At 53.2% G+C, this 579-nt stretch carries 1 protein-coding gene and 1 pseudogene; one reads left to right on the top strand and one right to left on the bottom strand.

The genetic code is table 11. The features are described from left to right. Positions 1–226: pseudogene (locus PYL13_RS26900) on the top strand (LysR family transcriptional regulator); the annotation flags it as partial. Positions 227–242: 16 nt separating this feature from the next. Here PYL13_RS26900 and PYL13_RS26895 read toward each other — a convergent pair. Beyond that, positions 243–579, bottom strand: a 337-nt coding sequence (locus PYL13_RS26895; protein WP_303299159.1) for a hypothetical protein, incomplete at its 5' end; no start/stop codon positions are given.

The following is a 579-nucleotide window of genomic DNA, read 5'->3' as shown; positions in this document are numbered from 1 at the left end:
GGCGATGCGGCGATTGTGCCTTGATGGTTTAGGCTTGGGCCGTGTTGGCGGTTTTCATGTGGAGGAAGATATTGAAGCGGGCAGACTTGTGTCTGTTCTGGACGATTATAATCCACGTGATGCCGAGGTTATCTGGTGTGTCTATGGTGGTTCGGGACCATTGTCTGGCCGGGTACGCGCCTATTTGGATTTTCTGAGCGAGCATGTTGTGCGAGCGTGGCCTTGATTTTCTTGCGGGACGTCTACCATTGGTTATTGAGCGTTTTGTCGCCGGCGGTTTTTCCAGGCTTTGACTTTCGCATTGGGCAGCTTTGGTGTGCCTTGGTCGTTGTGCTTTGAGCAGGGTTATTTTCGCGGGCGCGTAGGTGCCGGCAATGGTCTGCGGTTTCTTTTAGTTTTGAGATTTTGATTTTTTGGGGGATGTTTTGGTGATTTGGTTGCGGGGCAGGATTTGGGATTTTTCTGTCCCGTTGCGTCGGCTGTGCCTCCTTGCGGGCCCCTGAGGAGGCGTTAACTCCTCGACGCGTTACCAACAAAAAAGCCCGCTTGCTGCGGGCTTGTTTTATTGGTTGCGGGGGC

Source organism: Agrobacterium sp. Azo12 (assembly GCF_029193765.2).
In the GTDB taxonomy this organism is placed as follows: domain Bacteria; phylum Pseudomonadota; class Alphaproteobacteria; order Rhizobiales; family Rhizobiaceae; genus Agrobacterium.
Note: the sequence above shows the minus strand (reverse complement) of the source record. Positions and strands in the feature narration are given on the sequence as shown.